This is a genomic window from Sphingobacterium sp. SG20118 (genome assembly GCF_044740685.1).
GTDB lineage: Bacteria > Bacteroidota > Bacteroidia > Sphingobacteriales > Sphingobacteriaceae > Sphingobacterium.
On record NZ_CP172826.1, the window covers coordinates 2,110,998 to 2,127,313 of the forward strand.

The following is a 16,316-nucleotide window of genomic DNA, read 5'->3' on the forward strand; positions in this document are numbered from 1 at the left end:
TTGCTGAACTGTTTGAAAATGACATCAGAAACTGATATGCCCACTGAATGTTTTTTCATTAATTGTATTATAATTTAAAATATATCCATAACGTATTGCATTTTATTTCTCGTAGATATATGCTAGAAATAGCGATGAAAGATAGGTGAGCTGTTTCTGTTCTTTCTGTAAACAAATTGGCGATGTAGGCTGTTCAATAAAGAAAAGTGTATGGATAATTTAAAAGCATATCGGGATAAACGTGATTTTAAGAAAACTAGGGAGCCGCATGGAGCAAAAAGCAAACATAAAACAGAACGATTACGTTTTGTGGTTCAGCGGCATCATGCAAGTCATCTGCATTATGATTTCCGCTTAGAGTTGGATGGGGTTTTAAAAAGTTGGGCTGTGCCTAAAGGACCTTCGCTAAATCCCACTGATAAACGATTGGCAGTGCAAGTGGAGGATCACCCGATTGATTATGCTTCTTTTGAGGGTAGTATTCCGAAAGGTCATTATGGTGCTGGACAGGTACACATTTTTGATGCGGGGTATTATGATTTTTTGGAGGATGCTAATACAAGTGAGTTTAGCACAAAATTAGAAAAAGGGTCTATTAAATTCGTATTACACGGACATGTTTTAAAAGGAGAATTTGCATTGGTTAGGATGCAAGATGGTAAGAATAAAAACTGGCTATTAATTAAGCATCGGGACAAGTATGCTTTGGATGGACCATTTGATATTGAAGATTTTGTAGATGATAAAATCAAGAATATCAGTCGGGCTATTGAAACTGATGGTGAACATATAAATAGAAGGCGGGATAAAAGAGATAAGAAAAAATTGGTTGAAAATGCAGGGACTGAAAAACATGATTTAATGAAGGTCAAACTAATTGAAAAAGTGCCGCAGGAGCAGGGTTGGGTGTTTGAGAGGAAATATGATGGTTATCGCATAGTCGCCACTAGAGATAAGAGTAATATTGAGATTATGTCTCGTAATGGCATTAATATGAGTACTTTATTTCCCAGCTTAGTCACCTGCTTGCAGCAGGCTGTAGTGCAGCGTTTCCAATTGGATGGGGAATTGATATTGGAAGATGCAAGAGGTAAGTCATTCTTTCAGTCTTTACAGAAAGGGGAGCCATTTAAGGGAGGATTAACCTTAAAATATATTGCTTTTGATTTATTGGAGCTGGATGGGAATGACCTAACAGGTTTTCCTCTAATAGAGAGGAGAGCGCTTTTAGAACTGTTTTTAAAAAAGAATAACTTTTCGATGGTCCTTCCTGCGGAGATACTTGACGGTAAACCAAATGAGTTATTGGCCTATGCTGAGGAAAAGGGTTGGGAAGGTGTTGTCGGTAAATTGACAAGCAGTAGTTATCAGAGAGGTAGACGATCCGGAGACTGGGTAAAAATCAAGGTAAGAAAAAATTTGGAGGCTTTGGTTTGTGGTTTCTCCAAGCCTTCGGGTAGCCGTGCTTATTTCGGTGCGCTGATTCTTGGCTATTACGAAGAGGGACGTTTAATCTATTTGGGTAATTGCGGTACAGGTTTTACGGATGCGGATTTAAAGGAAATCTATGAGCTTGTTGAAAAATTCAAAGTTAATGATAAACCTTTTGCACCGGCGATAATGGTGGCAAAAGAAAAAGAGGTCAGTTGGTTGGATCCGCAATTGGTGGTTTCAGTATCTTATAATGATTGGACTCAAGACAGGCGCCTGAGGCATGCGGTCTTTAAGGGTATTAGAACGGATAAAACACGCGATAATATCAACTTTGAGGAAATAAGAGCAACACTTCCGCCTGAGCGTATACAAGAAGAAATGATAATTGATGGGAACCTTGTCCAATTGAGTAACCTAAATAAAATCTATTGGCCCGATGAAGGTTATACCAAAGGGCAAATGTTGACATATTATGATGAATTTGCAGATTATATGTTACCTTTTTTGGACGATAAGCCAATTTCATTAAATCGCTTTCCCAATGGTATTGCAAGCAAAAGTTTCTTTCAAAAAGATGTGCTCCCCAAAAATTTGCCAAGTTGGTTAGAGACCAGTATTATTTTTTCTGAAAGCAGTAATCGTGATGTACATTATTTGATTTGTAATAATCGAGAATCCCTGCTTTATATAGCCAATTTGGGTTCTATTGAAATTAATCCCTGGTTATCGACATATCAAAAGCCAGAAATGCCAACTTTTGCGGTGTTGGATTTAGATCCTAATGGAATGGATTTTCAGGAGGTCATACGTGTAGCGTTGACGGTGAGTGAATTGCTGAGGCAAATTAAGGTCGAAGGGTATGTGAAGACGTCGGGATCTACGGGTTTACATATTTATTTTTACCTTCAGGAATACTACAACTATGAAGTCGCGCGAAATTTTGTGGAGTGGTTAGCTACCTCTGTTCACCAACAACACCCACAAACTACGAGCATGGAAAGGAATGTGAACAAGCGGAAAGGATTAATCTATTTGGATTTTATGCAAAATAGAAGAGGGCAAACCGTAGCAGCACCTTATGCTATACGCCCAAAAAAAGGAGCAACCATCAGCACTCCATTAGATTGGGAAGAAGTTAATGCAAAGTTGACGATTGCCCATTACGATATTCGCAGTGTGCCCATTCGTTTGCGAAATATGATTGATCCATGGCAATCGATATGGAATAACCCCATCGATTTAAAAAGTGTACTGGCAGCACTTTAGGCTAAACTTGCTTTGAGTTTAGCTAATAGATCTTCAGCCATGGTATTGTCGACATTGATTTTTCTAATTGTAGCACGCTTTCCTTTATCTTTTAGATGGATGATCTTGAGCAGATCCTCGGAATAGTCGTTCTTATATTTACGGATGTCAAATGCTTTGCTATGTTGTTTAATTAATTGTAAGGCCATATCCATTTCTTCCTTCTGTATTTTGATACCGCTTGGTAAATGCAGTTCGTCTAGCGTTCGGATTTCTTGTTCATACCTAATTTTATTGAGGAGCAAGCTGCCTTGGTACGGTTTGACAATCGCAAGATGCTCTACATTACGCATAACAAATGATCCTAAGCCCGCCATTTTACTTTTTTCCAATGCTTTTTCGAGCAATTGATAAGCTTTTTCTCCACCTTTTTGTGGTTCAAGATAATAAGGGGTATCAAAGTAGATGCTATCGATTTCACTGAGTTGTACGAAAGCATGGAGTCCAATCATCTTAGTTTTCTCGGGACTGGCCTCTTCAAAATCGGCATCTTCTAGTATGACATAGTGGTCTTTAAGATAATAGCCCTTTACTATATTTTCCCAAGTTACTTCTTTTCCAGTTTTTTCATTTACTCTCTTGAATTTTATATTGCTTTGGTCTTTACGGTCTAACATATCTAGATCTAAACTGCTACTTTCAATAGCGCTATACAGTTTTATTGGGATATTGACGAGCCCAAATCCAATGGCCCCGGTCCAGATTGCACGCATAGTGATATGATTTATTGATTCTTAAATAATAAATTTTGTTTTCTACTGAAAACTGTCCCTTGTATATGGGTTAGCTGCAGGTTTGACGCAGTCTTCCCAATACTTCGTCGATGTATTCAGGGAATAAAGCCAAACCCTCACGTAAATGTCTTTCTCCTTCGATAAACCCATCCCTACGTGCAATTTCCAATGCTGATTGATATACTTTTTCTAGGTATCCTTCGGGTAATTGTGCTGAGTCTAAATCCGTACTGCTCATAGCTATTTTGTTTTAAGATGATGTGTGTTCGATTGCGATAAATATATCATTTGCTGCCTCTTGTTTAGCAATTGAAATTACTTAGATATAACAGCTTGACTAGTAAATGGTTTTAATTAAATGTGAAGATCTATTTTGCACAGTCATCTTATGCCACTATTTGACGTAAATAAATCAATGGTCAGCAACGGATTGACCAAATTATGATAGATTCTATTTAAAATGTAAATGCTGAAATTCTAAGTCCATTGTATGTCTATTTTAAGAGTTAATGGCTGTTAAAGCCGAGGGGGGCTTGGTTAGATAAGTGCTATGACAGCAAGTAGGGAGGTAGCGGATATGATAACCCAGAGTAGGACCCCTTGCAGTAGAGGCTTCAGTCCCATTTGCTCGAATAGTTTTCGATCTAATCCATTGCCTATAAGAAAAAGGGTTAACGTAAAACCGGATTTAGCTACTGTATTGACAATCTGTTGAAATTGCTGGATAAAGGGTAGGAAACTGTTTGCAATCATCGCTAATATAAATAATCCAATAAACCAAGGTATCTTAATTTTTGTTGTTTGATTCTTGAATAAGAAAGTGGATAGGAACGCTAAGGGTATAATCCATAATGCTCTGCCTAGTTTTGCAGTAGTCGCAGTTGTCAATGCTTCTGCTCCATATTTGCTTGCTGCTCCAACAACCGAGCTGGTATCGTGGATGGCAATCGCAGACCATATACCAAATTGTACTTGTGAAAGTGCACAAATATGTCCAATCGCTGGGAAAATGAACAGTGCGATAGAATTTAGTATGAAAACGGTTCCTAAGGCAACTGATAATTGTCGGTCATCTGCTTGTATGACTGGAGAAAGAGCTGATATGGCACTCCCCCCACATATAGCTGTGCCTGCAGCAATTAAGAAAGATGTTTTCTGTTCGATTTTTAAAAATTTACCAATTAGATGGCCCAACGTTAAGGCAGAAATGAGAAAGATAACTGTTAAGAGGAAGCCAGTCTTTCCGACTTCCAGTACGCTATTCAACTGCATGCTAAAACCCAAGCCGATTACTGATCCTTGCAAAAGTAACTGTGTGGTTTTCTGTTGGTCGTGTGAATAGGGTTTGCCGATGATGAGGCTAAGCAAAAATCCTAGCAGTAATGCCATTGCTGGAGAAAATAGGTTCGGAATGCAACAGCATAGAGCTGTTGTTATGAATATGATTTGACGGAGATTCAAACCATGTTTAAATAATCTTTTCCATTTTCTTTGCTGTCGAATCCTTTTCATGTAGTTTATATGTCCGCTATATTTAGATACAAAGTTCGTCAATCTATTAGGGTCATTTAAAATACTGAATTCTTATTGGGTATTACCTTAAGTTATGGTTGATTATTACTGTTAATTATGAAGTGTATATTTTGTATAAATCAGGATTTATGATAATGATTTGTTGTTTTTATTTCAATTTTTATAAACTTTTAAATTTTTGGTAAGGTTAGCTTTTTGTGTTGATCCCACAGATTCGGAAACGAGGGTCAAATTTTCAAATTCATTTAAGAAAGGTTTAGAATTGTGAAAGAATATTGAGTTGACAAAAAAGTTAAGTGTGGGCCAATTGGTTCCCGACTTTGCACAAGAAGATGCTGATGGTCAAATAATCAAGCTATCCGATTTCCGTGGTCAGTATGTTTTGTTGGATTTTTGGGCTTCATGGTGTAGACCTTGCCGTGCCGAAAACCCCAATTTAGTAAAATCATATGCGGAGTTTAAGGACAAAAAATTTGAAATACTGGGCATATCTTTGGATAAAGAAGGTAAACGTGATGCTTAAAGACTGTTGAAAAAGATGGATTGACATGGCCCCAGGTCACTGATTTAAAAGGTTGGTACAATGAGGCCTCGTAGTTATATGGTATTAAAGTGATTGCTCAAAACTATTTAATTTATCCACAGGGAAAGATTGTTGGTATTAATCTTAAAGGTGAACCATTAAAGACTAAATTGAAAAAGTTGCTGAACTAAAAAAATAAAGTCTTTTAGTTCAGTATAGAAAAGGGGTTATAAATATTATTTCTAACCCCTTTTCTATTTGAAAAAACACCTGATTTCAGGGATAATTCTTCTCAGTCGCTTATTTTATTTTTGTAACAAGATAAGGCGGATCTGATTGTGGGGTAGACATGGTCCTTTTCCGTCTTATCTAATCGTAATATAAAAGTTGTTTAAAATTTTGGATTGCGAAATATGATCAGGTCTCGATTATCAAATAGTGTGCGCTTCGTCAAGTTGCCTATTTTGGTGGATAATTGCGTCACATTGAAAAATCACATGATTTGGCCGCAAAAATAAAGATTGCAATCCATATCAGGCCTTTGACCAAAAAAAATATAAATGCGCCTATCCCAGCACGTTTTAACCATTCGATTTTCTTCTTCTTTTCCTGCATGATAGCCTGTTTTTAAACGTTATGTCCATGTAACCATTGCTTGTAAAGTATTTATTGTTTTACAATCTTATCCTAATGTCCTTATTCTGGATATATACTTCACTTGTCCTAAGGTATTTATTTTAATTCAATCAAAAAAGCCATATAGCATTATTAATGCTTGTATTCTCTTACTTTCCTCTTCTATTATTTACCTAAACACTCCGCGTAGCAGAAAATGATTTTTTTAGCTATTGTCCAAAGCTCATTAAATTTATCTGAAGGTATCGTGAAAAAGTGTTAGGAGATGTAAATGGATTTTGCTAAATTCATTGTTGAAAAGAATTATAAACCAATTTTTCATTAGCTAGGACTAAGATTAGCTCCAACACCTAAAGGTCTATATAAGTATTATGTGACGGATGGTCATTATCACTCAGACCACGGTACTATTGATCATACGTCGTTACTTGATCATATTCCAGTTAAAATTGAGGCATTGTTTACACTTAAAGATGAAGCATGATGAAACCATGGTATGTATTAAATGAGGAGTTGATGGTAGATTCGCCAGCACTCTTGGTCTACGAACAAAGGGTAGACGATAATATACAAAAGGCAATCGCTATGGTCGGTGGGGATACTAGTCGTATCAGGCCCCATGTAAAAACGAATAAATCGTTTGATGTTTGTGCTGCATTTCGAGCCTCAGGTATCCATCAATTTAAATGTGCGACGATTGCCGAGGCTGAGGTGTTAGGAGAGGTGGGAGCCAAAGATGCACTATTGGCCTATCAACCAGTTGGACCAAAGATTACACGCTTGATTCAGTTGAAAAAGCATTATCCAAAGACTATCTATTCATGTCTTATCGATCATGTACAAAGTGCTAGAGCATTAAATGAGGCTTGTCTGGCTGCAGATTGTCATATGGATGTGTATATCGATGTTAATATTGGCATGAATAGAACTGGTGCCTCAATAGAGCGGGTGGAAGCGTTGGCGATGGAAATACTAGCGCTTCCTGGATTACGACTACTAGGAGTGCACGGATATGATGGTCATATTTACAACGGTAATTCACAAATGAGAGAAGAACAGAGCGATGCTTCATACCTTATGTTGCTTGAAGCCCATCAAGTTTTATTGGAGTTATGCAGTTCAGTCTCCAGAATGATTATTGGTGGTACCCCATCTTTTAGCTATCATTCGGAAAGACCAGATGTGGTCTGCAGTCCAGGTACTTTTGTGTTTTGGGATTACGGTTATGAACAAGCTTTACAAGAACAACCTTTTGAATATGCTGCGCTCTTAATGAGTAGGGTAATCAGTATTATAGACAAGAATCACCTTTGTCTGGATCTTGGTTATAAAGCTGTGGCTTGTGAATCGCCTCTACCTCGTGTTCATTTTTTAAATGGAGCTGAATTAGAACAAATTGGACAAAGTGAGGAACATATGGTGGTTAAGGTTCCTGATTCTGGGGAGTACGAAATTGGTCAAGTCTTCTATGCTGTACCTAGACATATCTGCCCGACGGTAGCTATGTACGAGAAATTAGTGGTCGTTGTAGATGGGGATATTGATGGCTATTGGTCTGTGAAAGCACGTGACCGAAAAATTAAATATTAAAAGATGAACGCAACCATTCAATTTGTTTAAGTTGCTCAATGGAAAACATGAGCATAGTAATTTTATTTTTGCGAAATAAAAGTTTTATTGTTAAGTCTGCATTTTTAGTAACATGCCTAACTATGTTGATATTTATGTAAAAATAAGTATAAATATTACAACAATGTGTGCAGTGAAACGTTTATAAATTAAGTTATTAAGTCATATAAGTAGTTAGTCGTTTATGTATAAGCCCGTTCAAGTTAATAGGAAGAATATTTATTTTAGACCTGATACAAAACGTGTACTTGCGCGGTTCTTTTCATTGGGCGATGAGCGCTCGGTAAAAGTTATTCATCGGGTGCTGAGATTATCAGATACGCAGCAAAAAGAAGTTTTTGGTCAAGTGCTGCGGAGTTATTCGCAGCGACACCGTAGTATTGTGAAGGTTTTCGAACGTAATTTTGACCGGATACGGCATTTAATGGAAAGAATTGAAATGCCTACAGATAAAATATCGATGACGGCTAAATTGTTAATTGGCTCTTATTTCACGATGGAATATTCCATTGAATCGGCAGCTTTATTTAACCCTTCGATTGTAGAACATCCGGATCAGACAGAACTATTTGAAGGTGAGAAACGCGTTATTATCAGCTTTAGGGCAACAGGTGAAGGGCATGTTTCTTCCATCGTATTTCGTTCAGGGTTTATCGACAAAAGTAATGATATTCATTTGGATGTTGTCGGAACTTTATTGGATAAACCTATTAATATCAAGAATCATCGTTATAATAAAAATAGTTTTTTTTCTAAATTGTTAGAGCTGCATCCGCATACGGCAGAGGCAATGGAAAAGTTAAGTCAAAAGCTGACAGAAACATTTACTTACGAAGAATTGAAGCGCTATGTGGAAGAGATTAGGGCTGAAATAGAGCATACTGAAGATAATGATAGTATATTGAAACAGGCGGTATGGTTGGGTTCATCGCATTATGAGATGACTTTTTCATTGGATACTTCAATATCTGAACGTGTTATTTTTCCGATTTCTGATACTGAAAAAAGAGGGATTGAAGATGCACGTTTTGTTCGTTTTATCACCCCAAAAGGAGAAGTTATCTATTACGCTACTTATACCGCTTATGACGGCATTAGTATTTTACCTAAATTGTTGACAACCAAAGATTTTTATCATTTCACAGTGAAGCCTATCCATGGTGAAATTGCTAATAAAGGGGCAGCTATTTTTCCGAGAAAGGTGAATGGTAAGTATGCAATGCTCTGTCGTATCGATGGCGAAAACAATTATATCGCTTATTCGGATTACATCAATATCTGGAACGAAGCCATTCATTTGGTACAAGAACCTGAGAATCCCTATGAGTTTATACAATTGGGTAACTGCGGCTCTCCAATTGAAACCGCAGAAGGTTGGTTAATTATTACGCATGCTGTTGGCCCTATGCGTGAATATGTGATAGGTGCTTCATTGTTGGATTTGGAAAATCCACATATTGAAATAGGAAGGCTGAGCCTTCCTATCTTGACACCAAATAATATGGAACGCGAAGGCTATGTACCTAACGTTGTTTATTCTTGTGGTGCAATTGTGCATAATGACCAACTCATTATGCCTTATGCAATGTCGGATTACGCGTCTACGTATGCCACGATAAATCTGAAGGATCTAATTCAAGCTATTCTGCTACCTGGAATTTGATTTTAAGAGCTTTATAAACGGTGATGTATGATATAAAATAGCATAGTGTACTTTCGGCACCTTGATTACGATTGATACCATAGGTCTCTAAGCCATCGCAACAACCTTTGGTATTATGGTCGTAAAGCGGGAGTTTTAAGTCATTTTCGCCTAAAAACCATTCAAATGAACGGATCATTTTTTCGAAATATTCTTCATTTTTGGTGATTTCATAAACCTCTCTAAAGAGAAGCACGGTTGCTGTTACATCAATGGGTTGTTGACCAAATTTGCTCATGTTTTGGTTCTGTTTAGCCCATTTTTGATTTCCGATAATGGATAGGAATCCGTGTTGCATGATGATGTTTTCTAAGAAATGAAAGCTTGTGAATCCAATTTTTTTGAGCTTATCATCATTTAAAAATTTGGTAGACATGAGTATAGCAAGTGGAATGATAGCGTTGTCATATGCTAGTACAGGTTCAAACCACTTCCATTCTTCATCGGCACTGGCGTCGTATTCATGTACTAATTTAAAAGCCAGTCTACGTAGTAATTCCGTTACATGCTCGTCGTTGGGTTGTTGTTTAAGGTATTCGGCTATTCCCATCATGGTATAGGCAATGGCGCGTATGGATTTTAAATTTTCAAAATGAGGAAGTGCCTTGAAAAACATATTTGACCCCAATTGGTAGAAGTCGACGAAAGGAGCGGTATTGAATAAATACCCCAATGCCCAAATAGCTCTGCCAAAAGAGTCTTCGGATCCGGTCTCTTCTAAAAACTCATTTTGGAAGTTCATGAAGTTGTGAAATAAGCCATCTTCTCTTTGTGCATAATAAATGTAGTTCAGGTAGGTGGATATCCGTTTCTTTGTGGCCTTTTCTCCAAAGGCATCGTACTGCATCAGGCTGACTAATAATGCTCGGGCATTATCATCAAGGCAGTATCCTTCCCGATAATTGGGTGTCGCAAAGGTTGCATGTTGGATAATACCGACATGGTTGGTTAAGCGGTCTAAATGATCCCATCTAAATTTGGGTAGACTCTCGAGTCTGGATATTTTTGTTTTAGCATCACTGCTGACTTTGGTCGAAGATAATTTCTGAAGTACCTTGGTATAGGTAGCTCCTAATTTTCGCCATGTTGTCTTTTCACCGTGATGACGGGCTCTGCTTCGGAGTTCTTCGAGTTTTTTCGGATTGTCGAATAAGTCAATAAGTATGTTTTTTAATTCTTTATAATTTTTGAAGTCAAATAAAATACCACGGCCATCAGCTAATAGATCTTTAGCATGCCAATAGGGAGTAGAGAGAAACCGCTGCTCCAGCGCCTACAGCAAATGATAATGTTCCACTGGTAATCTGAGCTTCGTTGATATACGGTGTTATATAGATGTCGCAAGCAGTTAGGTAGGTGGTCAATGCCTCGGTACTAACAAAATCATTTACAAAAATAACATGTTCTTCTAGCCCTTTTTCTTTGATGAGGCTGATGAGGTACTCCCGGTATTCTTCTCCCGATTCGCGTAAAACATTGGGATGGGTTTTTCCGACCAGCAGGTAAACGGTGTCGGGATATTCCTGTACGACTTTTGGAAGCGCAAGAATCACTGTTTCAATACCTTTATTTCGGGCGATGAAGCCAAAAGTTAGGATTATTTTTTTATGTGCTAACTGTAGTTTCTCTTTTGCACGATCTTGTTGATAATCAAAAGCGGGTACACCGTGCGGTATTAAACGGATCTTGTCTTCATGAACATGGTATATTTTTTGCAATAAATTTATAGCGTAAGAACTCATGACGACTATAATAGAGGCGCGCTTAGCAATTTCAATAAGAATAGCCCTTTCATCGATATTTGGTTTTTCAAGGATAGTATGTAAGTTGACCAATAGAGGCATGTGTAATTGATTGATCAATGACAGGATATACACACCACTATTGCCCCCAAATATGCCGTATTCATGCTCCAATACAACGCAGTCGTATTTGTTTTCATTGATAAAATCTGCTGCTTGGATATAGTCTAATTGTTGCTGTGGGTTGATTTGAAATACAACCTCTTCAGGATAGGAATACGGACGGTCAGAGAGGGCAATAACATGTTGAATTATTTCCGAATCTTGGTGGTCTATGGAATGGATTAGATCATTTGTAAAGGTTGCTATTCCACACTGTTTCGGTAAATAAGTACTGATGTAGGCTATTTTCATGGTGATTTTCTAAAATTAATTATCTAAATTAATGGTTGTGATTTGACTGATCTGCGTTGTTACGGAGGGTTTGTTGCTTTATTTCTGTTCCAGTCTTATTGATCAGGGAAGCAGATGTCGCACAACAAGTGTTATTAGTTTTAATGATACCGTTCCTGTTGCATATGGGCCGGGTAGAAAATAGGAATCGCGAACTGTTTATTACTACTTTAAATGCATTCATATATTAACTTCATTATATGGTGCTCGCATATTATAATTCGATGTTGCTCCTTTTTGTAGTTTTTTCAGGTGATGCGGATGGGGGTACGTTACCGCTTAATTGAAATTATTATTGAAAATAAGGAGTCCTTAATCGATACAAGATGCTTTGCTCTGATTCAATTAATAAACAATCACTTATGCTTAAAGTTTTAATTGTATCAAGATACTTCTTTTAAATCAACAATAGAGAATTTGTTTCGGTCTATTGTTAGATAGTTTATGGAGACTCAAGAAATTTTCAATTTTAAAAAACAATTAGTCGACTTAATGGTTTTATATATAGTAATTCATTAAAAAAAGGAGAATTTATTATGAGCGAATTAACATGGAAAGGCCGTTGGAACGAGCTAAAAGGTAAAGTAAAACAGCAATACGCAGAATTGACCGATGATGACTTGCTTTATTCAGAAGGAAAAGAAGATGAATTGTTGGGTAAGTTGCAAACAAAAACAGGGAAAACTAAGGAAGAAGTTGAAGATTGGTTAGATAAAATGAAATAGCAGTTTATCAATTTTATATAAAGTACGAATCGGTTGGATAATTTAAAATATCCAACCGATTTTTTTATGGGTTTATGCTTAACATAGTACAATTGTACCTTGAAGCATGTGTTTTTGAATTATGAAATAATTTGACAAACTATTTTACCCGCTAGTATGTTATTTAGAGAAGAAGTTATAAATTAAATTGGATGGCAAATGGAAAAGAATGGAAAACCTCAAATCAATGTAGATCAACACATTGTTGATCATACTGGGCATGTAATGACTACCAATGATGGCGTGCCGATACATGATAATAATAATACATTAAAGGCTGGAGAAAGAGGGCCTTCATTGATGGAAGATTTTATTCATCAGGATAAGATGGCCCATTTTGACCGTGAAAGAATCCCTGAACGCGTCGTTCATGCTCGTGGTGCAGGAGCGCATGGTGTTTTTGAAGCAACAGCAGATTTATCTGCTTTTACCAAAGCAAATTTTTTAAAAAAAGGTACAAAAACTCCCATGTTTGTTCGTTTTTCAACTGTAGCCGGTTTTAGAGGAAGTACCGATCTAGCGCGGGATGCCCGTGGGTTTGCAGTCAAGTTCTATACAGAAGAAGGAAACTACGATTTGGTTGGAATTAATATACCTGTGTTTTTTATACAGGATGCGATGAATTTTCCAGATTTGATTCATGCCGTCAAACCTGAGCCAGACAAAGAAATTCCACAGGCTGCTTCGGCACATGACACATTTTGGGACTTTATTTCCTTGATGCCAGAATCTGCTCATATGTCTATGTGGATTATGTCCGATCGTGCTATACCTAGATCTTTTAGAATGATGGAAGGATTTGGAGTGCATACCTATAAGTTTGTCAATGATGCTGGAAAAGGTACGTTTGTTAAATTTCACTGGAAACCACGTTTGGGTGTATTGCAGGTAGCGTGGCAAGAGGCACAAAAGATATCAGGTTACGACACAGATTTCCACCGAAGAGATTTATGGGAGGCTATTGACAAAGGTAATTTTCCAGAATGGGATTTAGGTGTACAATTGATACCGGAAGAAGATGAAATGAAATTTTCATTTGATATACTCGATCCAACTAAATTGATTCCGGAAGAATTGGTACCGATTAAAATTATTGGAACAATGACTTTAAATCGCAACCCTGCAAATTTCTTTGCCGAAACAGAACAAGCTGCTTTTCACCCTGGAAGATTGGTACCAGGCATTGATTTTTCTAATGACCCCCTGTTACAAGGTCGTGTGTTTTCATATGCCGATACACAGAATTATAGATTGGGAGGAGCTAATTTTCATGAAATACCCATCAATAGACCGATTAATGACAAGCACAATAATCAAGTAGACGGATCCAGCCGTATGGATATCCTAAAGGGAAATGTAAGTTATTTCCCGAATAGTCTCGGAGGTGGTTGTCCATATCAGGCTATGATGAAAGGAGAAAAAGGTTTTGAATCACATGCTGAGAAAATCGATGGAGAAAAGATTCGAGGTCGTTCCAATTCATTTGCCGATCACTTCACGCAAGCCAGATTATTTTTTCATTCTCAAAATGAAGCTGAGCAAAACCATATCGTGAGTGCCTTTAGCTTTGAATTGTCTAAAGTGACATCAGTTGATGTTAGAAAGCGAGAGCTAGCCATACTAAATCAAATTGATAAGACCCTTGCGGCTAAAGTGGGTAAGAATTTGGGTCTTACCCCTGCGGAAGAATTGGACCCTTTGACCGTGCAATTTGCGAAGCAGAATCATCCGGAATACCCAATTATGGCCAATAAACCCGAAGTAGAGAAATCACCCGGGCTCAGTATGGCTAATAAAGCTGGTAATGAACGTTTAGATACTAAAAAGGTTGCATTTTTGGTTGCAAATGGTGTCAGTAAAGCTTCTGTCGATAAATTGAAAGGTGCATTAACCAAAGAAGGTGCTGAGGTTGTTTTGGTTTCTACCCATGTGGGTAAATTGACCTATAAGGAAGGAGGAGAGGAAGATATCGCACATACTTATTTAATAGATGCTTCGGTCTGCTTTGATGCGTTCTATACTCCAGCAGGTGATTCTGTAGCTGTTTTAAAAGGCGAGCCAGATTATTTTCAATTTATAAATGAAGCGTTTAGACACTGCAAGGTAATTGGATTTGCCAAAGGTGCCGAAGAAACTGATTGGAGGTACATATTTGAAAGACACAGAAAATGATAAAGGCATTGTATTAGAATCGAAATCAAATCTCAGTGAAGATTTTATAGCGACTCTGCGTCACAACCGCATTTGGGAAAGAGAAGATAGTCGTAAGGTACCTGTGTAAGTTATTTTTGCGATGGTATTGTAACCTTCCCCTAGCGCAAAGTTAGGGGAAGGTTACATCCATTTTATTGTTTCAAATTATATCATTTAAAATCAATAAGCCCGTAAGTCATCGATATGATGAATGCGGACAAAGACACTGCCTTGTATAATTCATAGCGTTCGATTCAAAACAATAATCGATACGAATACTATTTTTTTTTCTCTTCGTTAACAGCTTTTATAAACGAGCTTTAAATGACATAGCTTGAAGTAAACTCCAATTTATCACTGATCTGTGCTGATGATCCAGCGTTGGATATCTCTATTTTTAAAATCAGGCATTATATTAATATCCACGATCGGAGGGAAGATAGTTGTAAAATTTTGAATGTCTCTTCGGTCTGGGACAATGCAATAGTCATCACCTCTAATTGTAGGGTGACAAAAATAAAATTGAAGTCTTGAGAAAGGCATATAGTTTAGCTTCATAATAGTTCACACGCTTAATAGTTGAGATTTTTGTTGCTTCAGTTGAAGAAATGGAGGCTTCAGTAGGAATACTTTATCGCTTTCGCTAGGCGTAGGTTTTGTGATGGTGACACGTTTTGTTGTATAAGATGCTTTTTATTTGGGATAAATAATTCTTTTTTGAAAAAACTAGCCTATATCGTTAATAAGAGCTGGTACCTATTTTATTTAATGAACGCATTGTTCTCGAATTATACCTGCGAATTGCGTTAAAAGTTCCTGCTGTTTTATAAGCGATAAACACCTAGTTATAAAAGCGTTGAACATGTTATTATAATTGCTATTTCTATTGATCATATAGTCAGTAGGTGAAAATTGCTGTCCCCTAGTATTGAAAAAAAGATTAGTTATTCATAGAACATGAATACTTATAAGCGTAAAGATTCTTTGTTGTAAACAAAGAATCTAGAGGTGAGCATTAAGTACCCTGGATTTCTTCAAATTTGACTTCGTTTTACAATTAAGGTATCGCTTAATTATACGAATTACATAATTTGAGCGAAAAAGTGGCTAGCAAAATCTAAAAGGTAATCCCGGAAAGGGGCAGATTCAATGTGAAAATGGGGTGTATGGTATTTAAAGCGTGTTTTAATTTATGTGAATAGTATGAATTAGTGCTTTTTTACCGAGGCGAGATGATACTTGCAGTGCTAACTTATTGAATTTTTAATAGTTCGTTATCCACATTCCAATAGTTCTTTAGGTATCAATAACGATAATCGCTCATTTTCAATGTTTAATATTCGAAGAGGTTTACAGCCATACGTGATGCAGGGGTGATATTATACAAAGGCAAGGGCCAGCTTCTGTCCGAAGGATGATAATGATAAGGTCGCCATGATTGGAGGAAGGAAAAGATGGTGAGTGATGGTTTAATTAAACAGAAAAAGCCTTACTTTTAGTAAGGCTTTTTAAGCAGTGCTCCCAACTGGGCTCGAACCAGTGACCAAAAGATTATGAGTCTTCTACTCTAACCAACTGAGCTATAGGAGCGGTTATTTTTGCTTTGTCAATTTGTGGCGTTTACCGCGTTTTGACGATGCAAATATGGATACAAATATTAATATTTGC

The 16,316-nt window shown here is 37.2% G+C and carries 11 protein-coding genes and 1 tRNA gene; 6 read left to right on the top strand and 6 right to left on the bottom strand.

Features of this window, described 5'->3' with window-relative positions:
* Positions 1–210 precede the first annotated feature (210 nt).
* Entirely contained in the window at positions 211–2,700 is a 2,490-nt protein-coding gene (gene ligD, locus ACFX5U_RS09910; RefSeq protein ID WP_400263332.1) for a DNA ligase D, read from the top strand.
* On the opposite strand, the gene ACFX5U_RS09915 is transcribed toward ligD, so the two are convergent.
* The 3 genes from ACFX5U_RS09915 to ACFX5U_RS09925 form a co-directional block, all read right to left on the bottom strand.
* The gene (locus tag ACFX5U_RS09915) at positions 2,697–3,452 is read right to left on the bottom strand and encodes a Ku protein (protein WP_038698127.1); all 756 of its coding nucleotides are present in this window, start codon (positions 3,450–3,452) and stop codon (positions 2,697–2,699) included. The genes ligD and ACFX5U_RS09915 overlap by 4 nt on opposite strands.
* Positions 3,453–3,522: 70 nt before the next feature.
* Complete coding sequence (locus ACFX5U_RS09920; protein WP_038698129.1) at positions 3,523–3,711, bottom strand: hypothetical protein; 189 nt, start codon at positions 3,709–3,711, stop codon at positions 3,523–3,525.
* 299 nt (positions 3,712–4,010) lie between these two features.
* Entirely contained in the window at positions 4,011–4,985 is a 975-nt protein-coding gene (locus ACFX5U_RS09925; protein ID WP_400263333.1) for a YeiH family protein, read from the bottom strand.
* A gap of 319 nt (positions 4,986–5,304) precedes the next feature.
* On the opposite strand from ACFX5U_RS09925, the gene ACFX5U_RS09930 reads away from it, so the two are divergent.
* The 3 genes from ACFX5U_RS09930 (at position 5,305) to ACFX5U_RS09940 (ending at position 9,457) form a co-directional block, all read left to right on the top strand.
* Entirely contained in the window at positions 5,305–5,529 is a 225-nt protein-coding gene (locus ACFX5U_RS09930) for a peroxiredoxin family protein (protein WP_400263334.1), read from the top strand.
* A gap of 1,116 nt (positions 5,530–6,645) precedes the next feature.
* Positions 6,646–7,755: a D-TA family PLP-dependent enzyme gene (locus ACFX5U_RS09935; RefSeq protein WP_400263335.1), complete on the top strand. Its 1,110-nt coding sequence runs from the start codon at positions 6,646–6,648 to the stop codon at positions 7,753–7,755.
* Positions 7,756–7,978: 223 nt separating this feature from the next.
* On the top strand, positions 7,979–9,457 hold the full coding sequence (locus ACFX5U_RS09940; protein ID WP_038698149.1) for a glycoside hydrolase family 130 protein: 1,479 nt from the start codon (positions 7,979–7,981) through the stop codon (positions 9,455–9,457).
* Here ACFX5U_RS09940 and ACFX5U_RS09945 read toward each other — a convergent pair.
* Positions 9,435–10,343, bottom strand: coding sequence for a hypothetical protein (locus tag ACFX5U_RS09945; RefSeq protein ID WP_400263336.1), 909 nt, complete (start codon positions 10,341–10,343; stop codon positions 9,435–9,437). The genes ACFX5U_RS09940 and ACFX5U_RS09945 overlap by 23 nt on opposite strands.
* 382 nt (positions 10,344–10,725) lie before the next feature.
* Entirely contained in the window at positions 10,726–11,652 is a 927-nt protein-coding gene (locus tag ACFX5U_RS09950; RefSeq protein ID WP_400263337.1) for a glycosyltransferase, read from the bottom strand.
* A gap of 575 nt (positions 11,653–12,227) precedes the next feature.
* On the opposite strand from ACFX5U_RS09950, the gene ACFX5U_RS09955 reads away from it, so the two are divergent.
* Positions 12,228–12,416 (top strand): CsbD family protein, encoded by a 189-nt coding sequence (locus tag ACFX5U_RS09955; RefSeq protein WP_038698153.1) that lies wholly within the window; start codon positions 12,228–12,230, stop codon positions 12,414–12,416.
* A gap of 198 nt (positions 12,417–12,614) precedes the next feature.
* Positions 12,615–14,627 (top strand): catalase, encoded by a 2,013-nt coding sequence (locus ACFX5U_RS09960; protein WP_400263338.1) that lies wholly within the window; start codon positions 12,615–12,617, stop codon positions 14,625–14,627.
* Between the two features lie 1,537 nt (positions 14,628–16,164).
* On the opposite strand, the gene ACFX5U_RS09965 is transcribed toward ACFX5U_RS09960, so the two are convergent.
* Positions 16,165–16,238, bottom strand: a tRNA-Ile gene (locus ACFX5U_RS09965).
* Between the last annotated feature and the right edge of the window lie 78 nt (positions 16,239–16,316).

Excerpts from the sequence above, each read along its gene's own strand:
- ACFX5U_RS09915 (WP_038698127.1), bottom strand. The coding sequence starts at position 3,452 with ATGCGTGCAATCTGGACCGGGGCCATTGGATTTGGGCTCGTCAATATC.
- ligD (WP_400263332.1), top strand. The coding sequence starts at position 211 with ATGGATAATTTAAAAGCATATCGGGATAAACGTGATTTTAAGAAAACT.
- ACFX5U_RS09955 (WP_038698153.1), top strand. The coding sequence starts at position 12,228 with ATGAGCGAATTAACATGGAAAGGCCGTTGGAACGAGCTAAAAGGTAAA.
- ACFX5U_RS09935 (WP_400263335.1), top strand. The coding sequence starts at position 6,646 with ATGATGAAACCATGGTATGTATTAAATGAGGAGTTGATGGTAGATTCG.
- ACFX5U_RS09950 (WP_400263337.1), bottom strand. The coding sequence starts at position 11,652 with ATGAAAATAGCCTACATCAGTACTTATTTACCGAAACAGTGTGGAATA.
- ACFX5U_RS09945 (WP_400263336.1), bottom strand. The coding sequence starts at position 10,343 with ATGCAGTACGATGCCTTTGGAGAAAAGGCCACAAAGAAACGGATATCC.
- ACFX5U_RS09940 (WP_038698149.1), top strand. The coding sequence starts at position 7,979 with ATGTATAAGCCCGTTCAAGTTAATAGGAAGAATATTTATTTTAGACCT.
- ACFX5U_RS09920 (WP_038698129.1), bottom strand. The coding sequence starts at position 3,711 with ATGAGCAGTACGGATTTAGACTCAGCACAATTACCCGAAGGATACCTA.
- ACFX5U_RS09960 (WP_400263338.1), top strand. The coding sequence starts at position 12,615 with ATGGAAAAGAATGGAAAACCTCAAATCAATGTAGATCAACACATTGTT.
- ACFX5U_RS09925 (WP_400263333.1), bottom strand. The coding sequence starts at position 4,985 with ATGAAAAGGATTCGACAGCAAAGAAAATGGAAAAGATTATTTAAACAT.